Genomic DNA, 21,979 nt, shown 5'->3' with positions numbered 1-21,979 from the left:
ATGCGCCGCTACGGCAAGAACCCCGACGAGGACGACATCCGCCACCGCCCCAACCCCAAGGGCAACCGGCCGCGTACGAACATCCGGCCCAAGCACGAGGACGCGTCGGAGGGCATGGTCCTGACCGTCGACCGGGGCCGGCTGACCTGTCTCGTCGAGGACCGTGTCGTCCTGGCGATGAAGGCGCGCGAACTGGGCCGCAAGGCCGCCGTGGTGGGCGACCAGGTCTTCCTGGTGGGCGATCTGTCGGGCAGGAAGGACACGCTGGCGCGCATCGTACGGATCGAGAAGCGCCGCTCGGTGCTCCGGCGGACGGCGGACGACGACGATCCGTACGAGCGCGTGGTCGTCGCCAACGCCGACCAGCTGGCCGTGGTCACCGCGCTCGCCGACCCCGAGCCGCGCCCCCGGCTGATCGACCGCTGTCTGGTCGCCGCGTACGACGGCGGGCTCGAACCGCTGCTCGTGCTGACGAAGTCCGATCTGGCCTCACCGGACGAACTCCTGGAGACCTACCGGGCGCTGGGCATCCGTCATGTCGTCACACGACGGGACGAACTGGCGAGCGGCCACGCGGCGGACCTCGTACGCGAATATCTCGACGGCCGGGTCACCGCCTTCGTGGGCCACTCGGGCGTCGGCAAGACGACGCTGGTCAACGCGCTGGTCCCGGACGACCGTCACCGGATCACCGGAGACGTCAACGCGGTCACCGGGCGCGGCCGACACACCACCACCTCGGCGCTGGCGCTGCCGCTGGCGAAGGGGGACGGCTGGGTGATCGACACCCCCGGTATCCGGTCCTTCGGACTCCATCATGTTGATCCGTCCCGGGTCATCCTCGCCTTCCCCGATCTGGTGCCGGGGACGGAGGGCTGCCCGCGCGCGTGCAGCCACGACGAACCGGACTGCGCGCTGGACGCCTGGGTGGCCGAGGGCCACGCCGACCCGTCCCGGCTCTACTCGCTCCGCCGTCTTCTCGCCACGCGGGAGCGGCGCGAAGGTGACTGACGCGCACACGTTTGCCGCCCGTCGACCCCGGTAAGGGGCATAATCACGCCAGACACCAGGCGGTACCGGGCGGTCACCGACGCGGGGAGGCTCTTACACCATGGCGTGGCTGCTGGTTGTGGTCGCCGGGATTCTGGAAACCGGCTTTGCCGTCTGTCTGAAGCTCTCCCACGGATTCACCAGGCTCTGGCCGACCATCGCGTTCGCGGCCTTCGCGCTCGGCAGCTTCGGTCTGCTGACGCTCTCTCTGAAGAAGCTCGACGTCGGACCGGCGTACGCGGTGTGGACGGGCATCGGCGCGGCGGGCACCGCGATCTACGGGATGGTCTTCCTCGGCGATGTGGTGTCCGTACTGAAGCTTGTCTCGATCTCGCTGGTGGTCATCGGGGTCATCGGGCTCCAGCTCTCGGGCTCGGCGCACTGAGCGGTGCGCGCGGGGGGACGCGGAGCGGTGCGGTGACGGCCGTGCGGACCAGCGGGCCCACGGACTCGGCGCCGGGCGCGATGAGATGGGCGAGCGCGAGGCGTACGGCCAGCTCACAGCGGTAGAGCAACTCGTCGCGGTCGTAAGCGCGTTGCCCGTGATCGCGCTGATCCGGATCGCGTCGGCCCTGATCATGGCGGGCCTGATCACGCCGGCCAGGATCGCTTCGGCTCGGGCCGCCTCGGCTCGGATCGCGCTGTGCCGGATCGCGCTGTCCCTGATCACGCTGTCCCTGATCACGCTGGTCCTGGCGCAGCGCCGCCGCCGATCTGTCCCGTACCAGCGCCACCAGATCCGCGGTCCCCGGCGGCCCGGCGTCCGCGCGGCGCTGTGCCGGAACGCCGGACGCGGCGGTGGTCTCGCGCACGGCCGGCGGAGCGGGGAACCACTCCCCCCAGCAGCCGGTGAGCAGCGCGCGCAGCAGCGGTCTGGCGCGCGCCTCGACGACCGTCCACTCGGCGACGGCCACCAGCCGGTCCGCGGCGGCGGCGCGCTCGCCCAACAGCCGCTCCACGCCGCGCAGATAGCGATCGGTCTCCCGCCGCATCAGCGCGCGGGCGAGACCGTCCTTGCCGCCGAACTCGTTGTAGAGGGTCTGCCGGGACACCCCGGCACCCGACGCCACATCGACCATTCTGATCGCGGACCAGGGCCGCTCGGCGAGCGCCGCGAGAGCGGAGCGGAGCAGGGCTTCACGCGCTGTAGGCATCGTCGCCTCCGGGGCCGTGCGGCTCTGTGCACAGAGTTGACGGGCCCTCGCCCACTGTCAAGGCCGCTCGCGGCCTTCTCGCCGACCGGGCCCCGTGGCCGGCCGTCCCGCACGATGGATACTGTGACGACCATGCCCGATTACCACGATGACCTGCGTCTCGCCCATGTACTCGCGGACGCCGCCGACGCCGCGACGATGGACCGGTTCAAGGCTCTGGACCTCAAGGTCGAGACCAAACCGGACATGACTCCGGTGAGTGAGGCCGACAAGGCGGCCGAGGAGCTGATCCGTGGCAATCTCCAGCGGGCGAGGCCGCGTGACGCGATCCTGGGCGAGGAGTACGGCGTCGAGGGCACGGGCCCGCGCCGCTGGGTCATCGACCCCATCGACGGCACCAAGAACTATGTCCGCGGGGTGCCCGTCTGGGCCACGCTGATCTCCCTGATGGTGGCCGCCGAGGGCGGTTACGAACCGGTCGTCGGCGTGGTGTCCGCGCCCGCGCTCGCCCGGCGCTGGTGGGCGGCGAAGGGCGGCGGCGCGTATACGGGCCGGAGCCTCTCGTCCGCGACGCGGCTGCGGGTCTCGGACGTCTCCCGCGTCCAGGACGCGTCGTTCGCGTACTCGTCACTGACCGGCTGGGAGGAGCAGGGGCGGCTGGACGGCTTCCTCGACCTGACCCGGGCGTGCTGGCGCACCCGCGGTTATGGCGACTTCTGGCCGTACATGATGGTCGCCGAGGGCTCGGTGGACATCTGCGCGGAGCCCGAGCTGTCCCTCTGGGACATGGCGGCGCCGGCGATCGTCGTGCAGGAGGCGGGCGGCCACTTCACCGGCCTCGACGGCAGCCCCGGCCCCCACAGCGGCAACGCGGCGGCGTCGAACGGAATCCTCCACGAAGAACTCCTGGGCTATCTCAACCAGCGCTATTGATTTTTTCGCGCGCCCCGGGCTCCGCGCCGGGCGCCCCCTTGTTCACTCCGCGCAACAGTGTCACTCTAAGAGTTCCCCCACTTGTGAACTTGTGAATCGTTTCTCCAGGGTCTTCCCGGTCCGCTCAGCCCCCAGGGGACCTGGGAAAACGGTTCACCGAGGAGGTGACTCCATCCCATGCTTGTCCGTGACGCCATGAGTTCGGTGGTCCTGACCATCGGGCCCACACATACGCTCCGCCAGGCGGCCCGGCTGATGTCGGCACGCCGCGTCGGCGCCGCAGTCGTCCTCGATCCCGACCACTGCGGCATCGGCATCCTCACCGAGCGTGACATCCTCAACTCGCTCGGTGCGGGCGAGAGCCCCGATTCCGAGACCGCCTGCACCCACACCACGACGTCCGTCGTCTTCGCGTCGCCCGCCTGGACGCTGGAGGAAGCGGCTGCCGCCATGTCCAGCGGCGGGTTCCGCCATCTGATCGTGCTCGATGAGCACGAACCGGTCGGCATCGTCTCCGTACGCGACATCATCCGCTGCTGGGCCCCGGCCCGGCGGGACGCGGCGGTACTGGCCGGGGCCTGAGGTCCTGGGACGGCGTCAGGGGCCGGATCCCGCGGGACCCGGCCCCTGACGTCTCGGCGCGAGAGGCTGTCAGCCGCGAAGGGCCTGGACCGCGGCCTCCAGTCGCTTGCCGAAGTCACCGTCCGCCTGGCGGAAGTTGTTCACCGCGCGCTCGGCGATGTCGTCGCGCGAGACCTGGGAGATGAAGCCGGCGAGGTTGTCGATCAGCCGGCCCTTCTCGTCCTCGGACATCAGCCGGTACAGGTTGCCCGCCTGCACGAAGTCGGTGTCCTCGGCGTGGCTCGGGGCCTCGTGGTTACCGGTGCCACCGGCGACCGGGACGGACTGCCACAGCGGCTTGTCCGTCTGGAAGGGGCCGCCGAAGCTGTTCGGCTCGTAGTTCTTGGCGCCCTTGTGACGGCCGTCGTACAGGAAGCCGTCACGGCTGTTCGTCCGCGCCTCGGTGGCGTGCGGACGGTTCACCGGCAGGTGGTCGGCGTTGATGCCGACGCGGTAGCGGTGGGCGTCGCCGTACGCGAACAGACGGCCCTGGAGCATCTTGTCCGGGGAGGGACCGATGCCCGGCACGAAGTGGGCCGGCGAGAAGATGGACTGCTCGACCTCCGCGAAGATGTTCTCCGGGTTGCGGTTGAGCTCCAGCTTGCCGATCTCGATCGGCGGGTAGTCCTCGTGCGGCCAGACCTTGGTCAGGTCGAACGGGTTGAAGCGGTACGCGGCGGCCTCGGCGGCCGGCATGACCTGGATCTGCACCGTCCAGGACGGGAAGTCACCGCGCTCGATGGCCTCGCGCAGGTCGCGCTGGTGGCTGTCCGGGTCCTGGCCCGCGAGCACCGCGGCCTCTTCCGAGGTGAGGTTCTTGATGCCCTGGTCGGTCTTGAAGTGGTACTTGACCCAGAAGACCTCGCCGGCCTCGTTGTTCCACTGGTACGTGTGCGAGCCGTACCCGTTCATGTGACGGAGCGTGGCCGGGATACCGCGGTCACCGAACAGCCAGGTCACCTGGTGGGTGGACTCGGGCGACAGACCCCAGAAGTCCCAGACGTTGTCCGCCTCCTGCGAACCGGTGTACGGGTCGCGCTTCTGGGTGTGGATGAAGTCGGGGAACTTGATGGCGTCCTTGATGAAGAACACCGGGGTGTTGTTGCCGACGAGGTCGTAATTGCCCTCTTCGGTGTAGAACTTGAGCGCGAAGCCGCGCGGGTCGCGCACCGCGTCCGCCGAGCCCAGGTTGCCGGCGACGGTGGAGAAGCGCAGGAACGTCTCCGTCTGCTTGCCGACCTCGGAGAGGAACTTCGCCCGCGTCCACTGCGAGACGTCGCGGGTCAGCGTGAACGTGCCGTACGCGCCGGCGCCGCGCGCGTGCACGATGCGCTCCGGGATGCGCTCGCGGTTGAAGTGCGCGAGCTTCTCCAGCAGAGCCTGGTCCTGGACCAGAACGGGACCACCGACGCCCGCGGTCTCGCTGTTCTGGTTGTCGGCGACCGGAGCCCCGGCCTCCGTGGTGAGCGGTCCCTGCGTCACGTGCGCCTCCTGCGTCATTACTGCGTGTTCCTGTCCCTTGGCGGGTGCCGATTCCGATCCTACGATGGACTTTGTCTAAGTCAAGCAGCTATCCAAAGTCACACACGTTCGGGACCTGGGTCCCTTCACTGTTAGGCTGGTCCCATGAGTGACCTGTTGGAACGACTTCGCGAACGCGGCTGGCGCATGACGGCCCAGCGGCGCGTGGTGGCCGAGGTCCTCGACGGGGACCATGTGCATCTGACCGCCGACGAGGTGCACGCGCGCGCCGTCGCCAGACTTCCGGAGATCTCCCGGGCCACCGTCTACAACACCTTGGGTGAGATGGTGACGCTCGGTGAAGTGATCGAGGTGTCCACGGACCGCCGGGCCAAGCGGTACGACCCGAACGCGCACCGGCCGCACCACCACCTGGTCTGCGCGCACTGCGGCGCCATACGCGATGTCCATCCGTCGGGCGATCCGCTGGCCGATCTGCCGGACGGGGAGCGCTTCGGGTTCACGATCTCGGGTGTCGAAGTGACGTACCGGGGCACCTGCCCGAACTGCGCGTCCGCGTAACCCCCGGACGCCTTTCCTTACGTCGTCTTTCCTTACGCCCGTCGCTCTTTCGCCCTTTCGCCGTCTTTCCTCACGTCGTCGCTTCACGAAGGGCCCGGCGGCTGACCGCCGCCGGGCCCTTCGTCGTATCGCCCGCCGCCGTATCTTCTGTCGCGGCCGAAGCACAAACGCCGGAGGCCCGGATCTCTTTCGAGATCCGGGCCTCCGGTTTCAGTAGCGGGGACAGGATTTGAACCTGCGACCTCTGGGTTATGAGCCCAGCGAGCTACCGAGCTGCTCCACCCCGCGGCGATGAACGCAACATTACGTCACGCCACCGACCAGAGCAAATCCCTTCCGCGCGCCCCGCGTCCTCACGCGGTGAGTTCCTGGTGGAGCGCCTCGCGCAGCCGGGCCGCGCGCTCCGCGACCTCGGCGGGGCCCAGTTCGACGGCGCGCGCGCACCACCGCTGGCCCTCGGTCAGCTCGCCCCGGCGCGCGGCGAGCAGCGCCAGGCGCAGGGCGGCCCGGCCGTGCCCGGCCTGCGCGGCCCTGGTCCACCACAGCGCCGCCTCCCGCTCGCCGCCCTCGCGGGCGAGCAGCAGCCCGAGGTTGAAGGCGCCGTTGCGGCTGCCCGCCTCCGCCGCCTCCCGGTACCAGCGGGCCGCGTCGGCGATGTCCCCGCGGCCGGCGGCGAGCATGCCGACCCGCACCTGGGCCCGTCGGTGCCCCTGCTCGGCGGCGCGCTCGTACCACTGCTCGCACTCGGTCTTCACGCCGTGCGGCTCACCGAGCGCGGGCGGCCCCGGCGGCGGCCGGCGCGAGTCGAGGACCGTGGCCAGCCGGAAGGCCGCCTCGGCGCTGCCGCCGCCGGCGGCGCAGCGCAGATGGCGCTCGGCCGACCGCTCGTCGCCGTCCCTGAGGCAGGCGATACCGACCTGGAGAGCCGCTTCCGTATGACCGGCCGCCGCCGCGCGCTCGTACCAGCGCAGGGCCGCGCCGTCCTCGTCGCGTCCCGCGTGGAGGATGCCGAGGTTGAACGCGGCGTCCACGCTGCCCGCCTCGGCGGCCTTGGAGAACCAGGGTTCGGCGCCGGTCGGGTCGTCGGCCTGGAGCAGCAGGACGGCGAGGGCGTTGGCGGCCTCGCGATGGCCCGCGTAGGCGGCGCGGCGGTACCACTGCTCGGCCTGGACGGTACGGTCCTGGGCGGCGCAGAGCAGCCCCAGGTTGTATGCCCCGTTGACATCGCCCGCGTCCATGGCGGCGCGGTACCAGCGCTCGGCGGTCTGCTGTTCGCCGCGCGCGGCGTGCAGCGCGCCGAGGGCGTTGGCCGCGTTCCCGTCGCCCTCCTGCGCGGCGCGCAGCCACCAGATGGCGGCGCTCTCCTCGTCGCCCGCGTCGCGCAGCAGGAAGCCGAGGGCGCAGGCGGCCCGCGCCTCGCCGTCCTTGGCGGAGGTCAGATACCAGCGGCCGGCCTCTTTCAGCTCGCCCCGCTTCTCCAGGATCGCGCCGAGGTACAGCGCGGCGCGGCGGTGGCCGCGGGCGGCGGCCTGCCGGTACCACTGCGCGGCCTCGGTGATGAGCGACGGCCCGTCGACAGCTCCCCCGCCGGTGCGGGTGGCTCCCCCGCCGGTGCGGGTGTCCTCGCGCGGGCCCGCGTCGGTGTCCGGGCGGCGTCGGCCGCCCGCGGTCGGGGGGCCTGTACCGCTGCGGTAGACCGCGTCGGCGCCCGGGTGACCCGCTTCGCCCGCCCGCACCTCCAGGGCGCGGGCGAGACGGTACGCCGCCTCGCGGTGCCCCTGCTCGGCGGCGGCGCGCAGCCAGCGCTCGGCCCCGACGTCGCTGCGGTGCTCCAGCAGATCGGCGAGGGCGTACGCGCCCAGCGCGTGGCCCTGCTCGGCGGACTGGCGCAGCCAGTACTCGGCGGCGGGCTCGTCGCCCAGCTCGCGGTAGTGCCGTCCCAGCGCGTGGGCGGCGGCGGCGGATCCGGCGACGGCGGCGACCCGCCACCAGCCGGCCGCCTCGTCGACATAGCCCCGCTGGTGGAGCAGGACGCCCAGGTTGTTGGCGGCGGCGCGTTCGCCCTCGGCGGTCGCGGCACGCAGATAGGGCTCGGCGGCGTCGAGTTCACCGCGGCGCAGCAGCATGGCGCCGAGGACGCTCATCGACGCGGTGTCCCCCGCGTCGGCGGCGCGCCGGTGGCGCTGCTCGGTCTCGGCGTCGACAGCGGACTCGGCGGATCCCGCCGCGCCGCTCCCGGCCCGGACGTCATCCTCTACGTGTCGCTGCACATACCGCCCTGTCTCCAACAGAGTTGTCCTATCCCCCATATTTTCCATCGTCGCACCACTGACCACCCGCGTACAGCCGGTATACGGCGGCCGGTGGTCACTTCAGCGTTTTGTCGACATGCCCACAGAGAGACAAGTCAAACACGCTCACGGTCAACTCGCGGGACCTGAGACACAGTTGGCACTCGTGGCGCGGCGCGCATGGCGAGGGCCCGGATCCTTGTAAGGATCCGGGCCCTCGACTTCGCGTAGCGGGGACAGGATTTGAACCTGCGACCTCTGGGTTATGAGCCCAGCGAGCTACCGAGCTGCTCCACCCCGCGTCGTTGTGTTCCAACCGTACCACGGGGTGGAGTGCCTTCCGCTCAGCCGCCGTTGTCACCGCCGCTGCCGCTGTCGCCGCCGTTTCCGCTGGTCGAGCCGGACCCGGCGTCGGCGTCGGCAGCCCGTTGCAGAGCGTCCTGGAGCGCCTCCTGGGCCTTGCCGTACGCCGTCCAGTCCTGCTTCGCCAGCGCCGCCTCACCGTCCTCGTACGCCTTCTGGGCGTCCGCGATGGCCTGTTGCAGCGCCTTGTCACCGGTGGCCGGCGGCTTGGTGGGCTCGCCCGGTGGCGGCGGGGTCGTGGACGGAGGTGAACTCTCCGCCCCGAACACCGCGTTGAGCGCCTCGGGCAGGCTGTCCTTGAAGACGGGCTTGCCGCCGTAGGAGACCGCCACCTTCTTCAGCAGCGGATAGTTCGCGCTGCCACCGCGCGCGTACACCGGCTCGATGTACAGGAAGCCTCCGTCGAGCGGGACCGTCAGGAGGTTGCCGTACTCGATGTCCGAGTCGGTGCCTCTCAGGTTCCTGACGAACTCGGCGACTTCCGGCACACCGTTCAGCTCGCTCTGTACCTGCTGCGGGCCCTGCACGGTGGACGTCACTCTCAGGACTCTGATCTTGCCGAAGTCCGCGCTGGTCGCATCCGCGTCCACCGCCATGAACGCCCCCAGGTTGGGACGTCCGTTGGGCGTGAAGGTGGTGGTCAGCGAGAACTTCTGCTGGTTCTCGCCGGGCATCTTCAGGCTCAGGTAGTACGGCGGGACGGAGTTGCTGTCCTTGTTGGTCGGATCGTCCGGCACCTGCCACGCGTCACTGCCGCTGTAGAACTGCGCGGGGTCCGTGACGTGGTAGCGGGTGAGCAGCTCGCGCTGCACCTTGAACATGTCCTGCGGGTAGCGCAGATGGGACAGCAGGTCGGGCTTGATGTCGGCCTTCGGCTGCACCGTGCCGGGGAAGGCCTTCATCCAGGTCTTGAGCACCGGGTCCTTGGTGTCCCACTCGTACAGCTTGACCGTGCCGTCGTAGGCGTCGACGGTGGCCTTCACCGAGTTCCGGATGTAGTTGACCTGGTTCTGCTGCGCGACCACCGCGCGCTGGCTGTCGGTCAGCGAGTCGGCCGTGGTGTCGCCGAGCGTCGTACGGGACGCGTACGGATAGCCGTTCGTCGTGGTGTACGCGTCGACGATCCACTGGATACGGCCGCCGACCACGGCGGGATAGGCGTCCCCGTCAATGGTCAGCCAGGGCGCGACGGCCTCGACGCGCTCCTTGGGCGTGCGGTTGTAGAGAATCCGCGAGCCGTCGCCGATGGCACCGGAGTAGAGCATCTGGGGCTCGCTGAAGGCCACGGCGTACGCCGCGCGGTTCAGCGGGTTGGAGAGATCAACTCCGCTCTTGCCCTTGTAGCTCGTCGTCCGCTCGCCGTTCTTCTCGTAGTCCAGCTCCTTCTGGGGGCCGCCCACGATCGAGTACTGCTCGGTCTTCTCGCCGTAGTAGACGCGCTGCTCGTACGTGCCGAGCTGGCCGGTCGTCGGCAGGCCGGACTCGGTGAAGTCCGGGGCACCGATGGTGCCGTCGTTCTCGTCCGTCACCGTGTTCGTGCCCTTGGACGCGATCACGCCGTACCCATGGGTGTACGTGAAGTGATCGTTGATCCAGTTGCGCTTGGGGATACCGGTGATGTTCAGCTCGCGCAGACCGACGACCGTGTCCTGCGGCTTTCCGTCGGGGCCGGTGTACCGGTCGACGTCCAGCGTGGCGGGGAACTGGTAGTACTTACGCTCCTGCTGGAGCTGCTGGAACGCGGGCGAGACCACATTGGGGTCGACCAGCCGGTAACTGGCGGCGGTGTCCGCCGCCTTGCGCTGCTCGGCCTTCTTGTCCGGGTCGCCCTTGCCTCCGTAGTCCTGCACATCGGCGCTGTCGATGCCGTACGCCTGACGCGTGGCGTCGATGTTCTTCTTGATGTACGGCGATTCCTTGGCCTGCTCGTTCGGCTGGACCTGGAACTTCTGCACGATCGCCGGGTAGAGGCCGCCGATGAGGATCGCCGACAGCACCATCAGACCGAAACCGATCACCGGCAGCTGCCACGTACGGCGCCAGAGCGTCGCGAAGAACAGCAGGGCGCAGATGACGGCGATGCAGAAGAGGATCGTCTTCGCCGGCAGGTAGGCGTTGGCGTCGACGAACCGCAGGCCCGTCCAGTTGCCCGCCGCCTTGAAGTCGCTGGACTTCACGGCGAGCCCGTACCGGTCGAGCCAGTACGCCACGGCCTTCAGCGAGACGAAGACACCGAGCAGCACCGACAGATGGCCGGTGGCGGCGGCGGTGGCCCGCGCGCCGGGGCTGGTGATCCGCAGCCCGCCGTACAGGTAGTGGGTCAGCGCGGCGGCGATCAGCGACAGCACCGTGGCCGCGAAGCCGAACGCCAGCATGAAGCGGTACCAGGGAAGATCGAACGCGTAGAACGACACGTCCATCTTGAACTGGGGATCCTTCTGGCCGAAGGCCACCCCGTTCACCCACATCAGCCACGTACGCCACTGTCCCGCGGCGGAGGCCCCGGAGATCAGCCCGACGAGCGCGGTGATCGCGAGGAGCACCCACTTCTTGTACGGGGCGATCCCCATCCGGTACCGGTCGAGGTTCTGCTGCTCCATCGACATCGCGCTGAGCGGCGGCCGCAGCCGGTGCGCCAGCCAGATATTGAGGCCGACGGCGCCGGCCATCAGCAGCCCGAAGACCGCGAACAGGCCGATCTTGGTCCAGAGCGTGGTGGTGAACACCGAGGAGTACTTCACCGAGCGGTACCAGAGCCAGTCGGTCCAGAACCCGGCGAACATGACGAAGAGCATGGCCAGTACGGCCAGCACGCCCAAGGTCATGAGCAGGGTCCGGACCCGCCGAGAGGGCCGGCCCACTCTCATCCGTGGCCCGGCTGGGCCTCCGCCGCGGTCCGGCATCTGGAAAGCCAACGTGCGCACCTCTAAGTTCGCGGTCGTGTGATTCAGCGTGTGAAAAAGCGGGCCCCGCGATCGTAGAGCCCACTCATGCAACTTACTGAGGCTTTACCTAGTTCCCGTACCCGGGTCCGAAGGAGGCAGGATGTTGGTCATGTCCAACGTCTCTCCCTCAGGTACACCCATGGCCGCGAGCCCGCTGACCCGCGCGGTGCTCGAAATCGACGAGTACGCCTCCGGGCTCGGCTGGGACCAGCCGGCCCGGCTCTTCGCGCTCGTCGACACCGCGCGGCTGCGCACCGACGAACCGGAGCTCGCGGCTCAGCTGGGTCTCGACGACGCCGGGTCCGTCGCGCCCCTCACCCCTGTCGAGCAGGACGAGATCCCGTCCGGCACCCCGCTGGACGAGTTCCTCGGCACCATCGCGTGGCCCGGGGCGGTGGCGGGCTGCGCGATGACGGTCGAGCGGCTGATGCTGCCGCCGTCCGCGGAGGCGTCCGTCCCGGAGGGCCTCGACGAGGCGGGACTCGCCTCGTGGGTCGCGGCCCACCCGGAGCGCCAGGAGGTACGGATGACCGTCGCCGTGCTGCGTGACGGTGCCAGGGAGTCGGCGCTGCGGCTGCGCGAGAAGGACTCTCCGAACGAGGTCCTCACCGGCTCGGGGCTGGTCCCGGGGCTGGCCGAGGCCCTCGCCGCCACGTTCGAGTCGTAACCGACTCTTGTCGTAACCGAGTCCTTGTCCGGGACTCCCGCCTTCTCATCCGGACTCTCTTCTTCTCATCCGGACTCTCGCCCTTTCATCCGGGCTCTCGCCTTTTCGGCTCTCGTCCCCGGGGCGCGGCCGGTCAGCTCGCCGAACAGCTCGGCAGGCCGGCCGTGTCCCCGGCGCGGATCTTGTCCAGGGACTTCGTGGCGTCCGCGATGGTCTTCACCCTGACCAGCGTCAGGCCGCTGGGGATGTCGGAGACCGCCGCCGCGCAGTTCTGGTCCGGTGTGAGGAAGTACTCGGCGCCCGCGGCGCGCGCGCCGACGAGCTTCATCTCGATACCACCGATCGGGCCGACCGCGCCCTTGTCGTCGATCGTGCCCGTACCGGCGACGAACTTGCCGCCCGTCAGTGAGCCGGGGGTGAGCTTGTCGACGAGGCCGAGGGAGAACATCAGCCCGGCGCTCGGTCCACCCACGTCGGCCAGCTTGATGTCCATCGTGAACGGGAACGTGTGGTCGGTCCCGGCCTGGATGCCGACGATCGCCCGGCCGCCGTCCGGGGACTTCGCCGTGGTGATCGTGACCTTCTCGCCGCCCTCGGGCTCCTTGCGCGCCTTCTCGGCCGCCTTCGCCTCGTCGGCGGGGACGATGGTGAAGGAGACGTCCTCGCCCGGCTGGTGCTTGGTGACGAGCTTCGCGACGTCCTGCGGCTCCTTGACCGCCGTACCGTCCACGGCCTTGATCACATCACCGGCGTGCAGTGTGCCCTCGGAGGGGCTGCCCTTGACCACGGAGGAGACGATGATCCGCGACGACACCGGGATGTTCAGCTGACGCAGGGCGGCGACCTTGGCGCTCTCCTGGGACTGGCTGAACTCTTCGGCGTTCTCCTGTGTGGACTGCTCTTCCGTCTTGCCGTCCGGATACAGGGTGTCGTGCGGCACCACCACGTTGTCGTGGGCCAGCCAGCCGTAGACCGCTTCGACGATGTTCATGTTGTAATCCGCGCCGGTGACCCTGACCGTCGTCATATTGAGATGACCCGAGGTCGGATACGTCTTGCGGCCGGGGATCTGGAGTACGGGCTCACCGCCCGCGTCGCCGAGTGTGTTCACCGTCGGCCCGGGGCTCATCTCCGAATACGGGACTTTGATCAGCACGCCTGCGCAGAGCAGCGCGATGAGGACGAGGGTGGAGGCGAGCATCGTCGCGGTGCGGCGTGGCATGGAACGACAGTACGGGAAGGGTCTGTCAGTGCACCCCTGGGGCCGGTCCGTCCGGGGCGGGGCCCTGGGGCCGGTCCGTACGGGGCGGCGGGCGGCGGGGCCGCGCGACGACGACGTACGGACCGCGACGACGTCAGACAGCGTCGGACCCGGCGGAAACCGAGCCGGAGGGTGCCTTCTCCATCGCGTCACGGAACCGGGCGTAGCCGTTGAGCTCGGCTATGTCCCCGATCGTGCGGTCCCTGGAGACCCAGCTTCCCCATATACCCGCGCCTATGGCGGCGAAGAGTGGAATCAAGAGCCAGGCAAGTGCGGCCATTTCGTTCTCCCGACCTCAAGTGAGCGTCTGTGACTGACCGATCAGCAGATAACCATCTGCTGATTCAACGCTGCTGGTCGGGGTGCGGTTACGCAAATCGGGCCCTAGGGGTACTGACCGGGTTTCAGACGACGCCGGTCGAGCAAAGCGCGCGTGCGGTCCTGCCTCAGGCGCCGACCCACTCCTCCGTGCCGTCCGAGAATTTCTGGTGCTTCCAGATCGGGACCTCGTGTTTCAGGTCGTCGATCAGCTTCCGGCAGGCCTCGAACGCCTCCCCCCGGTGCGGGCAGGAGACCGCCACGACGACCGCCAGATCTCCGACCGCCAGATCACCCACACGGTGGACAGCGGCCAGCGCGCGCACGGGATATTCGGCGACGACCTTCTCCGCGACGCGTCGCAGCTCCGCCTCGGCCGTGGGATGGCTGGAATAGCCGAGGCTGTCCACGTCGGCGCCGCCGTCGTGGTCGCGGACCGTGCCGACGAAGAGCGCGGTGCCGCCGGCCGCGTCGTCGCCGACCGCGCGGAAGACCTCGTCGACGGTCAGCGGGGTGTCGCGTATCGCCAGCAGCCGGATCGGGTGCCGCGCCGCCTGCTCGCCCGGGTGGGAATGCGTGCTCGCCATGAACCCATCGTGCCGTACGGCACCGACATCGCGGAACGGACGGCGTGGAAACGACGGCGCGGAACGGACGGCGTGGAAACGCGGCGCGGCAGGGACGGCGCGGAACGGTGCTAGAGCCTGCGCCGCGCCTTGCGGGCCCGTCGTACCAGCGCGGCCGTACCGAGCAGCGCCACCGTCGCGCCCGCCGCGCCCGCCGCGGTGGCGTCCTTGCGGCCGAGCCGGCGGCCCGCCACCGTGTGGCGGCCCTCCACCTCCTCCAGGAGCGCGGCGAGGACCTCCTCGTTGGTCCAGCGGGGCCGCCAGCCCGCGTCGTGCAGCCTGCTGACGCTGACCACCCAGGGATGCATGGTGTAGGCGAGGTCGCCGGCGGGCGAGGGGGTCAGGCCGATCCTGTGCAGCCGGGCCGCGGCCCCCAGGGCGACCGCCGACGGCAGTTCCATCCGGCGGATACCGCTGAGTTCCTCGACCTCCTCCTGCTCCAGCCAGCCGTCACAGCCGACCGCGAACTCGCCGTCGGCCTTCTCCAGCGCGGCGTACTCCAGCGCGCTGACCAGATCGTCGACATGGCAGAACTGCCAGGTGGGACGGGATCCCGCGACGACGAGCAGCCGCGGCGACTCGAAGTAGCGGGTGAGGGCCGTGTCCGTACCGCCGACCAGGACGGCGGGGCGTACGACCGTCACGTTGAGGCCGGGGTGCGCGCGGGGCGCGCGGCGGCCGAGACGCTCGATCTCCAGCAGATCCCCGACGCCGGTCGCCTCGGCGGTCGCGCGCAGCTCCGCGTCCTCGGAGAGCGGGATGTCGTTGTCGGGCAGCGCGCCGTAGACCATGGCCGAGGTGCAGAGCACGACCCGGTGCACCCCCGCGGCGGCGGCGGCCGTGAGCACGGTCTGCGTGCCGCGCACGTTGTACGCCGTACGGGCGGTCGCGTCGGTCTCCAGGTCGAGATCGAGCGCCAGATGCACCACCACATCCGCCCCGCGCAACTTCTCCGCGATGGCCGGGTCACGGACGTCGAGGACGTGCCACTGCGCCTCGGAGACCTCACCTCTGCGCTCGTCGATGGCGATGACCTGCTTGATCTCGTCCGACGCGGCCAGGCGGCGGGTGAGCAGGTCACCCACCCCGGAGGCGGCGCCCGTGACCGCGACCACGGGGCCTCGGGACGGGGGCGTGGTTGAGCGGTTTCGCGCTGCGCGAACCTGCGGATCTGGGGAACTCACCGGGCGTCTCCAGCGGTTGTCTTCAATACGTACGTGAATGACGCGTACGTACCAGGTGATGTCCATCCTGCCGCAGGCCCTGGTCCGGCGGAGCACCGAGCCCGGAAGCCGCCCGGGTGTCGAAATGGTATGGGGCTCTCGGAGGCGGGAGACACAGCAGGTCGAAGGCAGGGTCCGGGGCGGTACGGCCGGGCGCGGCCCGCGGCCCGCCGAGCCAGCCTCACTCGCCCGCTGCCGCTTAGGCTGGGTGGTGTAGCCGGGCAGCCGCCGCCGGCAGCAAGCCGGTGGCCCTACGAGCCGAGGAACCCCGTGAGTGACACCCCATTCGGATTCGGCCTTCCGCCGGAGGAGCCGGAGGACGGCGACGGCAAGAAGAAGGACCCCGCCGGAGGTGGTCAGGGTGCCGGTGGCGGTCCCGTGAACCCCTTCGCGGGGTTCGGTCTGCCGGGCGGCGCGGGCGGTGCGGACAATCCGTTCGCCGCGATGTTCGGCTCGCTCAACCCCAACGACCTGGGCGCGGCCTTCCAGCAGCTCGGCCAGATGCTGAGCTACGAGGGCGGTCCCGTGAACTGGGACATGGCCAAGCAGATCGCCCGCCAGACGGTCGCCCAGGGCACGCCGGACGGCACGAAGGACGCGAGCGTCGGGCCCTCCGAGCGCGCCGCGGTCGAGGAGGCCGTACGGCTCGCCGACATCTGGCTGGACGGCGTGACGTCCCTGCCCTCCGGGTCGAACACGGCGGTGGCGTGGAGCCGCGCCGAGTGGGTCGAGGCGACGCTGCCCGCGTGGCAGCAGCTCGTCGATCCGGTGGCGGAGCGGGTCGGTACGGCCATGGGTGAGGTGCTGCCCGAGGAGATGCAGTCGGTGGCGGGTCCGCTGATCGGCATGATGCGCTCCATGGGCGGCGCCATGTTCGGCCAGCAGATCGGACAGGCCGTGGGCGTGCTGGCGGGAGAGGTGGTCGGTTCCACCGACATCGGGCTCCCGCTCGGCCCGGCGAACAGGGCCGCGCTGCTGCCGCTGAACATCGCGGCGTTCAGCGAGGACCTCGGGGTCCCCAAGGACGAGATCCGTCTGTATCTGGCGCTGCGCGAGGCCGCCCACCAGCGGCTCTTCGCCCATGTGCCCTGGCTGCGTTCGCACATGTTCGGCGCGGTCGAGGGCTATGCCCGCGGGATCAAGGTGGACACGACCAAGCTGGAGGACGTGGTCGGCCAGTTCGACCCGACCCATCCCGAGGAGCTTCAGGAAGCGCTCCAGCAGGGCATGTTCCAGCCCGAGGACACTCCCGAGCAGAAGGCCGCGCTGGCCCGTCTCGAAACGGCGCTCGCGCTGGTCGAGGGCTGGGTGGACGCGGTGGTGCACGAGGCCGCGAAGTCCAGGCTCACGGGCGCCGACGCGCTGCGCGAGACGCTGCGCAGGCGGCGCGCCTCCGGTGGTCCGGCGGAGCAGACCTTCGCCACCCTCATCGGTCTCCAGCTGCGCCCGCGCCGGCTGCGGGACGCCTCGCGGCTGTGGGCCTCGCTCACGGACGCGCGGGGCGTCGACGGCCGCGACCGTCTGTGGGAGCACCCGGACATGCTGCCGACGGCCTCCGATCTCGATGACCCGGACGGCTTCGTCCACCACGAGCAGCTGGACTTCTCCGAGCTGGACAAGATGCTCGGCGAGGCGGCGGACGGCAAGCCGAACCTCCGCAAGGACGACGGCGATAAGGCCGGGCCGGACGACGGCAAGGGCGACGACGGCAAGGGTGACGGCGACAGGTGAGCCTGCACGACGACGCGGTCCTCGTACTGAAGGGTTACGAGGACCAGCCTGAGCTGGGCGGGCTCTATCTGGACCATCTGGCCGCTCATCCCGACGCGATGTGGAAGTCCTGCGGGGCCGGGCATCTGACCGCCAGCGCGCTGGTGATCGATCCGGAGCGCGGCCGGGTGCTGCTGACCCTGCACAAGAAGCTCGGCATGTGGCTCCAGATGGGCGGCCACTGCGAACCGGGTGACACCTCGCTGGAGCGGGCGGCGCTGCGGGAGGCCACGGAGGAGTCCGGGATCGAGGGGCTGACGCTGCTGGCGGGCGGCCCCGTACAGCTGGACCGGCACGCGATCCCGGCCCCGTGCCACTGGCATCTCGATGTCCAGTACGCGGCGCTGGCGCCTTCCGGCGCGGTCGAGGCGATCAGCGAGGAGTCGCTGGATCTGCGGTGGTTCTCCTACGAGGAGGCCGCGACGGTCGCCGACGGCTCGGTCGTACGACTGGTGGAGCGCGGCCGTGCCGCGCTGCGCCGACGAGAGCGGGCCGGCGGCTGAGAAGGGGCGGCCGGGTGCGGCCCGTCCCTCTTCCGCCGGGCCGGGCCGGGTCAGGACCGCTCAGGTCCCGGCCCGGCCCCGGGCCCGCTGCCACCCGCTCCGGCGGGGCAACGGGGCCACGGGGCAACGGGTCAACGGCTCCAGACGTTGTTCTGGTTCTGGCCGTGGGCGCCCTGCTGGCCGACCCCGAACTGAGCCCCGAGTCCCTGCCCGATCGCCGCGTGCTGCGGCGGCATGACCTCGCTGGGCTGGACCAGCGCGTAGCCCTGGCCGAGGAAGCTCAGCTCCCAGCCCTCGCCGGTGTTGCCGCGCCGCCGCAGGACCCCCGAGGAGTGCGTCTGCGCCTGCATCTGCACCCGCAGCCCGGAGGACCAGGCGACGACCGCGTCGGCGTCCGCGTTCACGTACTTCTCGGGCGTGACCTGCATCATCAGCGGCTGGCCCGAGGTCATCAGCGCGACCTTGCCCCGGCCGGAGATGTTCAGCTGGTACTTGCCGGAGCCGGAGATCCCGTACTGGCTGTCCACCGCGATGACTTCGGTGTGCAGCGTGGAGTCGAGTGCCAGCACATAGGCGCTGTCCACCGTCATCCCCTCGTGGTCGATGTCCACGACATGGATGTACTGGGCGAGATTGGCCAGATAGACCGTGCCCTGCCCGGAGCAGCGCATCAGTTCCAGTCCCTCACCGGTGCGCGCGCGGGACCGGCGCTGGCTCTGCGACTGGTACTCCCCGTCGAAGTCGATCAGCCCCTGGTAGGCGACCATCGCGCCCTTGCGGGCGAGGACGTCGTCCTGGCCGGTGAGCGCGACCCGCAGCAGCTGCGGGTTCTGTACCGCGTAGCGGTCCTGGGACTGCTGCTCGGTGTAGGCGAAAAGCGGACTCTGCATGGTGTGTTCTCCCCCCTCAGCCCTGGACCCGCAGGCGGTCGGTGCTGTCCTCGCTGGGCTGTACGACCACGATTCCCGTGCCGGAGAAGGCCATCTGGTAGGCCTCCCCGCTGCCGCGCCCGATCAGCGCTGATGCCTTGAAGCTGCGCTTGCCCTTCACCTTCAGGGCCGGTGACCAGGCGACGAGGGCGTCCGGGTCCACATAGGTCTCGTCCTCGCCACGGCCGCAGTCGACGACGATCGGGGTGCCGCGCGAGGTCAGGGCGACCCAGCCGGTCCCGGAGATCTGTACGTTCCACAGCCCCTGGCCTGCGAACTTGGCCAGTCCCTTCACGCGCTCGACGCCCCACGTGAGGTGCGCGTCGAAGGCGAGCAGATTGGTGCCGTTGACCGAGAGCGCGTCGTTGTCGAGGTTGATGACGACGACATCCGCGCCGTAGTCGGCGAGATAGAGCAGACCGTCACCCGAGCACTTCATCAGGGGCGTGCCCTCACCGGTCGCCCACTGGGAGGCGATCTGGCGGATGGCGGGAGAGTTCGGCTCGTACTGGATGAAACCTTCGTAGGCGATCATCGAGCCGGTGCGTGCGAACAGGTCCTGGCCCGAGGCCATCGCGACCTTGAGCATGGCGCGGCCGTGGTTCTCCATCCGGGCCGCGACGGGGGTGGGGGCATAGCCCGCGAGCTGCTGGTTCATTGTCCGGGCTCCCTCAGACCTCGTACGGCTGGACGACGATGAAGTTGCCGGGCGCTCCCCGGAACTGGAGGTTCACGGTCTCCCCGCTGTGGCCGGGATACGCGTTGCGGCGCAGCCTGACCTGGCTGGAGATGATCACCTGGGACGCGGCCGACCAGGCGACGACGGCGTTGCAGTCGGCGAAGGTGGTGGGCGTGACGGGCAGGACCACCGGGGTGCCATGGGTCTTCACGACCACGGTGCCCGTGCCCTGGAACAGCATGGTGAACAGCGCGCCGCCGGGAATGCCGTGGCCCTCGATACGGCGGACCTCGTACTGGAGGCTCTCGTCGAAGGCGAGGACGTTCTCGGCGGAGACGCAGATGCCGTCGCCCTGGAGCTCGACGGGGTGCAGATGCGCGCCCTCTTCGGCGAGGAAGACCTGTCCCTTGCCGGTGCAGCGCATCAGCTGCATCTCCTGGCCGGTGGCGTTGCCGACGATACGGCCGGCGAAACCGGCGCCCTTGTAGCCGAAGTCGACCTTGCCCTGGTACATCACCATGCTGCCCTGGCGGGCGAGGACCGGACTGCCTCCCTCGCCGAGGTCGACGCGCATGAGCTGGCCGTTCTGCGGGGTCCAGCGCTGGCCCGTGGGCAGCTCCCGGTACGGCTGAAGGGCCGCCTGGAGACCGGCGCCGCCGGGTGGCACGCCCTGCGGGACGCCTTGCGGGACACCCTGGGGCGGTCCCGGCGGCTGCTGGCCGTAGGGCGCGGGAGCGGCCTGGCCAAAGGGCGCCGGGGCCGGCTGGCCGTACGGGGCGGGCGCGGGAGCCGGCTGGCCGTAGGGGGCCGGCGCGGACGCGGGCTGGCCATAGGGGGCAGGCGCGGGTGCGGGCGGAGGGACCGTGCCGCCCGGCGGGTTCACCGGCGCCACGATGGTCGGCGCCGTATGCACGGGCTGCGGCGCCGGAGCGGGTGCGGGCGCCGGAGCGGGCGGTCCTGCCGGAGCGCCGAAGGCGGGAGGCGGGGTGCTCTGCGCGGGCGGGGCGAAGGCGGGCGGCGCGCCGCCGGTGACCGGCTCGGGCGCGGCCGGCTCCTCCTCGGCGACCTCTCCGCCGAAGTTCTTCAGCAGCGCGTCGAGACCGCCGTCGAAGCCCTGGCCGACGGCGGCGAACCGCCATACGTCCTTGAGATAGAAGTCGCCGAGCATCACGGCGCGCTCGGTGGTGAACTCCGAGCCGGTGAAGGCGTATCGGACGACTTCCTCACCGCCCGCGACGATACGGATGTATCCCGGGCCGACCTGGGACATCTGTCCGGCACCGTCGAGGGTGGCGGTGAACGAGAGCTTGTGGATATTCGCCGGAATGCGGTCCAGGGTCACCCGGAACGACTCCGTGTCGCCCGCCTGCGCGCCCAGCAACTGAAGGGATTCTTCCGGGGACTTCGGCTGATTGAAGAAGATGAAGTAACGGTCGTCCGAAAGCTGCTCATTGGCGTCGAGGCCGAAGCAGCTGATGTCGAAGCTCAGCCCGGGGCCGGCGATCTGCACACCTACGTACAGATCCGTCCCCGCCGTGAGATCACTGATCTTGGCCTTGTGGCCGCGCTGGAATTCCCTGGCCATACGTAACGACCGTCCCCCATCCGGAAGGTGATTGCGTCGCGTCAGGCTAACGGCTGGGGGTGACAATCGGCCAAGCCGGTACACACTCGGTACAGGATCGCCGAATGGGACAGAAGTCCCGGCGGCCTCCGGCCGTCATTCCCCGCGCGCGACGGGCAGATAGGGCAGCCGCTCCGCCGCGACCACGCCTTCGAGATAGCCCCTGGCCCGCTCGGTACGGGGGTAGGCCTCCAGCAGACGCCAGAAACGCGGGCCGTGTCCCGGCACGAGCAGATGCGCCAGCTCGTGGACGAGTACGTAGTCGACGACGTACTCCGGCATGCCCTTCAGCCGGTGCGACAGCCGGATGCTGCCCTCGGCGGGGGTGCAGGAACCCCAGCGGGTGTTCTGGTTGGTGACCCATCGGACCGAAGCGGGCCTGGCCCGTCCGCCGAGGTACTGGTCCGACAGCCGCTCGGCCCGCTCCGTCAGCTCGCTGTCGCCGAGGACACGCTTGCTCTCCTGGGCGGCGAGCTTGTCGAGCATCACCGACACCCAGCGCCGCTCCTCCGCCTCCGACATCCGGGCGGGGATGAGCACGATGGTCCGGTCGCCCTCGCGGTAGGCCGAGACCGTTCTGCTCCGGCGGGTGCTCCTGCGCACCTCGACAGGGCTGGTCCCCGGGGCGCGGAGCGGGCGACCCGGCGCGCGCCGCTCGTCACTTCCGGCGCTGTTCGATGGGGTCTCCCCCGCGAGGCGAGGGGAGGGATCGGCGGACACCCCATGACGTTACCCGCTGTGTGCGGAGGAAGTCCCGCCTCCGCGAGCGTTCTCCCTTGATCCACTTCCGGTGCGGCGGGATTTGAACGACTAATGCCGGCCGCTGTGGATAACTTTCCGCACCGTCGGGCGGCGTCTTGCATTCTGAGAACACGAAATCCGGGGGTCCGGGACATTCCGGAGTGATCACAGCCGGAGTGATCACAGAAGTGATCACAGAGCAGAGCAGAGCACGAGAGAAGACCGGGGCAGGACCGAG

At 70.1% G+C, this 21,979-nt stretch carries 20 protein-coding genes and 2 tRNA genes; 8 read left to right on the top strand and 14 right to left on the bottom strand.

Annotated features, from left to right (window positions below; all coding sequences use genetic code 11):
* Both rsgA and ACIOGX_RS35925 read left to right on the top strand, forming a co-directional pair.
* Entirely contained in the window at positions 1 to 1,011 is a 1,011-nt protein-coding gene (gene rsgA, locus ACIOGX_RS35930) for a ribosome small subunit-dependent GTPase A (RefSeq protein WP_356512338.1), read from the top strand.
* 100 nt (positions 1,012 to 1,111) lie between these two features.
* Entirely contained in the window at positions 1,112 to 1,435 is a 324-nt protein-coding gene (locus ACIOGX_RS35925; protein WP_129770429.1) for a multidrug efflux SMR transporter, read from the top strand.
* Here ACIOGX_RS35925 and ACIOGX_RS35920 read toward each other — a convergent pair.
* Complete coding sequence (locus tag ACIOGX_RS35920) at positions 1,401 to 2,204, bottom strand: TetR family transcriptional regulator (protein WP_401918920.1); 804 nt, start codon at positions 2,202 to 2,204, stop codon at positions 1,401 to 1,403. The two genes, ACIOGX_RS35925 and ACIOGX_RS35920, sit on opposite strands and share 35 nt — an antisense overlap.
* A 132-nt stretch (positions 2,205 to 2,336) precedes the next feature.
* Between ACIOGX_RS35920 and hisN the strand changes: the two genes are divergently transcribed.
* Positions 2,337 to 3,137 carry a histidinol-phosphatase gene (gene hisN, locus ACIOGX_RS35915; protein WP_129770431.1) on the top strand — a complete coding sequence of 267 codons (801 nt, stop codon included), beginning with the start codon at positions 2,337 to 2,339 and terminating at the stop codon, positions 3,135 to 3,137.
* A gap of 177 nt (positions 3,138 to 3,314) precedes the next feature.
* Positions 3,315 to 3,719, top strand: a complete 405-nt coding sequence (locus ACIOGX_RS35910) for a cyclic nucleotide-binding/CBS domain-containing protein (protein ID WP_129770432.1) — start codon at positions 3,315 to 3,317, stop codon at positions 3,717 to 3,719.
* 69 nt (positions 3,720 to 3,788) lie between these two features.
* Here the strand turns inward: ACIOGX_RS35910 and ACIOGX_RS35905 are convergent, their stop codons facing one another.
* A complete protein-coding gene (locus tag ACIOGX_RS35905; protein WP_356512341.1) occupies positions 3,789 to 5,240 on the bottom strand; it encodes a catalase in 1,452 nt (483 codons plus the stop codon).
* A gap of 144 nt (positions 5,241 to 5,384) precedes the next feature.
* Between ACIOGX_RS35905 and ACIOGX_RS35900 the strand changes: the two genes are divergently transcribed.
* On the top strand, positions 5,385 to 5,801 hold the full coding sequence (locus ACIOGX_RS35900) for a Fur family transcriptional regulator (protein ID WP_129770434.1): 417 nt from the start codon (positions 5,385 to 5,387) through the stop codon (positions 5,799 to 5,801).
* 214 nt (positions 5,802 to 6,015) lie between these two features.
* Here ACIOGX_RS35900 and ACIOGX_RS35895 read toward each other — a convergent pair.
* The 4 genes from ACIOGX_RS35895 to ACIOGX_RS35880 all read right to left on the bottom strand — a co-directional run bounded on the left by ACIOGX_RS35895 (position 6,016) and on the right by ACIOGX_RS35880 (position 11,358).
* Positions 6,016 to 6,089: transfer RNA gene (locus tag ACIOGX_RS35895), tRNA-Met, on the bottom strand.
* 65 nt (positions 6,090 to 6,154) lie between these two features.
* Positions 6,155 to 8,119: a tetratricopeptide repeat protein gene (locus ACIOGX_RS35890; RefSeq protein WP_401918917.1), complete on the bottom strand. Its 1,965-nt coding sequence runs from the start codon at positions 8,117 to 8,119 to the stop codon at positions 6,155 to 6,157.
* A gap of 201 nt (positions 8,120 to 8,320) precedes the next feature.
* Positions 8,321 to 8,394, bottom strand: a tRNA-Met gene (locus tag ACIOGX_RS35885).
* A 42-nt stretch (positions 8,395 to 8,436) separates the two neighbouring features.
* Positions 8,437 to 11,358 (bottom strand): UPF0182 family protein, encoded by a 2,922-nt coding sequence (locus ACIOGX_RS35880; protein ID WP_356512427.1) that lies wholly within the window; start codon positions 11,356 to 11,358, stop codon positions 8,437 to 8,439.
* A 142-nt stretch (positions 11,359 to 11,500) separates the two neighbouring features.
* Here ACIOGX_RS35880 and ACIOGX_RS35875 point away from each other — a divergent pair, with 142 nt between their 5' ends.
* Positions 11,501 to 12,067, top strand: a complete 567-nt coding sequence (locus ACIOGX_RS35875) for a PPA1309 family protein (RefSeq protein WP_401760915.1) — start codon at positions 11,501 to 11,503, stop codon at positions 12,065 to 12,067.
* Between the two features lie 133 nt (positions 12,068 to 12,200).
* Here the strand turns inward: ACIOGX_RS35875 and ACIOGX_RS35870 are convergent, their stop codons facing one another.
* The 4 genes from ACIOGX_RS35870 to ACIOGX_RS35855 all read right to left on the bottom strand — a co-directional run bounded on the left by ACIOGX_RS35870 (position 12,201) and on the right by ACIOGX_RS35855 (position 15,456).
* On the bottom strand, positions 12,201 to 13,289 hold the full coding sequence (locus tag ACIOGX_RS35870; RefSeq protein WP_401918915.1) for a PDZ domain-containing protein: 1,089 nt from the start codon (positions 13,287 to 13,289) through the stop codon (positions 12,201 to 12,203).
* 133 nt (positions 13,290 to 13,422) lie between these two features.
* Positions 13,423 to 13,608, bottom strand: coding sequence for a hypothetical protein (locus ACIOGX_RS35865; protein WP_383971221.1), 186 nt, complete (start codon positions 13,606 to 13,608; stop codon positions 13,423 to 13,425).
* Between the two features lie 166 nt (positions 13,609 to 13,774).
* Entirely contained in the window at positions 13,775 to 14,233 is a 459-nt protein-coding gene (locus tag ACIOGX_RS35860) for a molybdenum cofactor biosynthesis protein MoaE (RefSeq protein ID WP_401918913.1), read from the bottom strand.
* A gap of 110 nt (positions 14,234 to 14,343) precedes the next feature.
* A complete protein-coding gene (locus ACIOGX_RS35855) occupies positions 14,344 to 15,456 on the bottom strand; it encodes an SDR family oxidoreductase (RefSeq protein ID WP_129770441.1) in 1,113 nt (370 codons plus the stop codon).
* Positions 15,457 to 15,765: 309 nt separating this feature from the next.
* On the opposite strand from ACIOGX_RS35855, the gene ACIOGX_RS35850 reads away from it, so the two are divergent.
* Both ACIOGX_RS35850 and ACIOGX_RS35845 read left to right on the top strand, forming a co-directional pair.
* Entirely contained in the window at positions 15,766 to 17,226 is a 1,461-nt protein-coding gene (locus ACIOGX_RS35850; RefSeq protein ID WP_356512352.1) for a zinc-dependent metalloprotease, read from the top strand.
* Positions 17,223 to 17,768 (top strand): NUDIX hydrolase, encoded by a 546-nt coding sequence (locus ACIOGX_RS35845; protein ID WP_356512354.1) that lies wholly within the window; start codon positions 17,223 to 17,225, stop codon positions 17,766 to 17,768. Before ACIOGX_RS35850 ends, ACIOGX_RS35845 begins: the two co-directional genes overlap by 4 nt.
* A gap of 131 nt (positions 17,769 to 17,899) precedes the next feature.
* On the opposite strand, the gene ACIOGX_RS35840 is transcribed toward ACIOGX_RS35845, so the two are convergent.
* The 4 genes from ACIOGX_RS35840 to ACIOGX_RS35825 form a co-directional block, all read right to left on the bottom strand.
* On the bottom strand, positions 17,900 to 18,658 hold the full coding sequence (locus ACIOGX_RS35840) for an AIM24 family protein (RefSeq protein ID WP_356512356.1): 759 nt from the start codon (positions 18,656 to 18,658) through the stop codon (positions 17,900 to 17,902).
* A 16-nt stretch (positions 18,659 to 18,674) separates the two neighbouring features.
* Entirely contained in the window at positions 18,675 to 19,355 is a 681-nt protein-coding gene (locus tag ACIOGX_RS35835) for an AIM24 family protein (RefSeq protein WP_356512358.1), read from the bottom strand.
* Between the two features lie 13 nt (positions 19,356 to 19,368).
* Positions 19,369 to 20,961, bottom strand: a complete 1,593-nt coding sequence (locus tag ACIOGX_RS35830) for a TerD family protein (RefSeq protein WP_401760908.1) — start codon at positions 20,959 to 20,961, stop codon at positions 19,369 to 19,371.
* Positions 20,962 to 21,096: 135 nt separating this feature from the next.
* Positions 21,097 to 21,720, bottom strand: a complete 624-nt coding sequence (locus ACIOGX_RS35825) for a M48 family metallopeptidase (protein ID WP_356512362.1) — start codon at positions 21,718 to 21,720, stop codon at positions 21,097 to 21,099.
* Positions 21,721 to 21,979 lie beyond the last annotated feature (259 nt).

It is taken from the genome of Streptomyces sp. NPDC088147, from assembly GCF_044741565.1.
Classification (GTDB): domain Bacteria; phylum Actinomycetota; class Actinomycetes; order Streptomycetales; family Streptomycetaceae; genus Streptomyces.
Note: the sequence above shows the minus strand (reverse complement) of the source record. Positions and strands in the feature narration are given on the sequence as shown.

Excerpts from the sequence above, each read along its gene's own strand:
- rsgA (WP_356512338.1), top strand. The coding sequence starts at position 1 with ATGCGCCGCTACGGCAAGAACCCCGACGAGGACGACATCCGCCACCGC.
- ACIOGX_RS35925 (WP_129770429.1), top strand. The coding sequence starts at position 1,112 with ATGGCGTGGCTGCTGGTTGTGGTCGCCGGGATTCTGGAAACCGGCTTT.
- ACIOGX_RS35920 (WP_401918920.1), bottom strand. The coding sequence starts at position 2,204 with ATGCCTACAGCGCGTGAAGCCCTGCTCCGCTCCGCTCTCGCGGCGCTC.
- hisN (WP_129770431.1), top strand. The coding sequence starts at position 2,337 with ATGCCCGATTACCACGATGACCTGCGTCTCGCCCATGTACTCGCGGAC.
- ACIOGX_RS35910 (WP_129770432.1), top strand. The coding sequence starts at position 3,315 with ATGCTTGTCCGTGACGCCATGAGTTCGGTGGTCCTGACCATCGGGCCC.
- ACIOGX_RS35900 (WP_129770434.1), top strand. The coding sequence starts at position 5,385 with ATGAGTGACCTGTTGGAACGACTTCGCGAACGCGGCTGGCGCATGACG.
- ACIOGX_RS35890 (WP_401918917.1), bottom strand. The coding sequence starts at position 8,119 with ATGGAAAATATGGGGGATAGGACAACTCTGTTGGAGACAGGGCGGTAT.
- ACIOGX_RS35880 (WP_356512427.1), bottom strand. The coding sequence starts at position 11,358 with ATGCCGGACCGCGGCGGAGGCCCAGCCGGGCCACGGATGAGAGTGGGC.
- ACIOGX_RS35875 (WP_401760915.1), top strand. The coding sequence starts at position 11,501 with ATGTTGGTCATGTCCAACGTCTCTCCCTCAGGTACACCCATGGCCGCG.
- ACIOGX_RS35870 (WP_401918915.1), bottom strand. The coding sequence starts at position 13,289 with ATGCCACGCCGCACCGCGACGATGCTCGCCTCCACCCTCGTCCTCATC.
- ACIOGX_RS35865 (WP_383971221.1), bottom strand. The coding sequence starts at position 13,608 with ATGGCCGCACTTGCCTGGCTCTTGATTCCACTCTTCGCCGCCATAGGC.
- ACIOGX_RS35860 (WP_401918913.1), bottom strand. The coding sequence starts at position 14,233 with ATGGCGAGCACGCATTCCCACCCGGGCGAGCAGGCGGCGCGGCACCCG.
- ACIOGX_RS35840 (WP_356512356.1), bottom strand. The coding sequence starts at position 18,658 with ATGCAGAGTCCGCTTTTCGCCTACACCGAGCAGCAGTCCCAGGACCGC.
- ACIOGX_RS35835 (WP_356512358.1), bottom strand. The coding sequence starts at position 19,355 with ATGAACCAGCAGCTCGCGGGCTATGCCCCCACCCCCGTCGCGGCCCGG.
- ACIOGX_RS35830 (WP_401760908.1), bottom strand. The coding sequence starts at position 20,961 with ATGGCCAGGGAATTCCAGCGCGGCCACAAGGCCAAGATCAGTGATCTC.